The sequence below is a fragment of the Methylophaga sp. genome (assembly GCF_965655755.1).
Taxonomy (GTDB): Bacteria; Pseudomonadota; Gammaproteobacteria; order Nitrosococcales; family Methylophagaceae; genus Methylophaga.
Genome location: NZ_CBFHHW010000023.1, coordinates 37,197 through 38,933, shown reverse-complemented (window position 1 = coordinate 38,933; position 1,737 = coordinate 37,197). Strand labels below are relative to the sequence as shown.

The 1,737-nt window shown below is 48.0% G+C and carries 2 protein-coding genes and 1 pseudogene; 2 read left to right on the top strand and 1 reads right to left on the bottom strand.

Going from position 1 to position 1,737, the window contains the following annotated elements; translation table 11 throughout:
• Positions 1-129, top strand: a pseudogene (locus ACTF5U_RS08760) (chromosomal replication initiator protein DnaA); the annotation flags it as partial.
• 15 nt (positions 130-144) lie between these two features.
• Positions 145-1,248, top strand: coding sequence for a DNA polymerase III subunit beta (gene dnaN, locus ACTF5U_RS08755; RefSeq protein WP_438971249.1), 1,104 nt, complete (start codon positions 145-147; stop codon positions 1,246-1,248).
• Between the two features lie 8 nt (positions 1,249-1,256).
• Here the strand turns inward: dnaN and ACTF5U_RS08750 are convergent.
• Positions 1,257-1,737 (bottom strand): NAD-binding protein (locus ACTF5U_RS08750; RefSeq protein WP_438971248.1); only part of this gene is annotated, 481 nt, incomplete at its 5' end.

Here is a 1,737-nt window from a genome sequence, read left to right as displayed (position 1 = left end):
GGCGATTCATTTGGTGGTCGGGATCACACAACTGTTCTTCATGCCTGCCGCAAAGTCGCCGAACTGAAAGAATCGGACGCACGTATTGCTGAAGACTACCGCAATCTTTTACGAACCCTGTCGAGTTAATCCGAGAGAATCATCATGCAATTCACTGTCAGCCAAGAAACCCTCGTCCGACCATTGCAACTGGTGTGCAGTATTGTAGAGCGGCGTGCCACTCTACCGATATTGTCGAATGTCTTGCTTCGCGTTCACGGCAACCAGCTTTCCATGACCAGTACCGATATGGAATTGGAAATGATTGCAACCTTACCCGTCTCGGTTGAAGAGGAAGGTAAAACCACCGTCTCAGCCCGGAAGTTTCTGGATATCGTCAGAGCCCTGCCGGGTAATGCAACGATTAGCCTCAGTGCCAAAGACAATAAAGCTGTGGTCAAAGCGGGGAAAAGCCGTTTCTCGCTGGCTACCCTCTCCAGTGATGACTTTCCGGATAGCGAAGGTGCCAATTACGTTGATGAAATCAGTCTGCCGCAATCGGCATTAAAATCCTTACTGGATGAAACCAGCTTCGCGATGGCCAGTCAGGACGTACGCTACTATCTGAATGGTTTGCTGCTGGAACGGGAAGACACAACCTTACGTGCCGTTGCTACCGATGGTCACAGACTTGCTTTAGGTAGTCTGACCACAGCGAGTGCGGTTGCTGAGAAAAACAGTGTCATCGTGCCACGCAAAGCCATTATTGAATTGGGTCGCTTGCTCAATGAAACTGATGATGACGTTAAGTTGGCCTTCAGCAATCAGCAGATCAAAGTAGAGCTGCCTGATATTCATTTCACATCAAAACTGATTGATGGCCAGTTCCCCAACTATGAGCGTGTTTTACCTTTAGGCGGTGATAAAGAAGTCTTAGCGGAGCGTGACGAGTTAAAACAGGCTTTGTCACGGGCAGCGATTTTGTCCAACGATAAACATCGCAGTGTTCGTATCAATCTGGACACGGATCAACTGAAAGCGACAGTCACGAATCAGGAACAGGAATCAGCTGAAGAAGAAATCAGTGTCGATTACAAAGGCGCCGCTTTGGAAATTGCCTTCAATAATGCCTATCTGCTGGATTTACTGAATGCCATTCCCGATGAGAAAGTGAAAATTCTGTTTTCTGATGAAACCAGTAGCGCCTTGGTAACCCCTGCTGATTCAAAATTTGAACGGCAGTATGTTGTGATGCCGATGCGACTTTAACGACTCGGTTAATGTTTCAACTCACCGAGGACCACTTTGTTCTCGGTGACTTTCTGTACTACATTTGAGTAGTAATCTTCACGGAATTCATCGATAACCCGTGACGCTTTTATTTCTTCAACACCACTTCCCAGCAAGACTTCTTCTGTCAGGCGAAGACTGGTCTCGAGTGTTTCAGATACCGTCGTCGTAGCCCCTTTCGTGATCAGATCAGCACAATGTTTACGATCTCGCGCACGTGCATGGATCGGCATCGTAGGATAGAACTGTCTGACCTGTGCTACCAGACGATCAATTTGTTCCGGAGCATCCAGAGTCACGACGATCATCTTGGCATGATCCGCACCAGCCGCCTGAAGAACTTTTACCTTACTGGCATCACCGAAAAAGACAGGAAATCCCTGAGAGCGGGCCTCTTTTACTCGGTTATGCTTCATATCCAATGCGATATAAGGTACACCTGCCGCACCCAGTAAGGTACCAACACGT

Excerpts from the sequence above, each read along its gene's own strand:
- dnaN (WP_438971249.1), top strand. The coding sequence starts at position 145 with ATGCAATTCACTGTCAGCCAAGAAACCCTCGTCCGACCATTGCAACTG.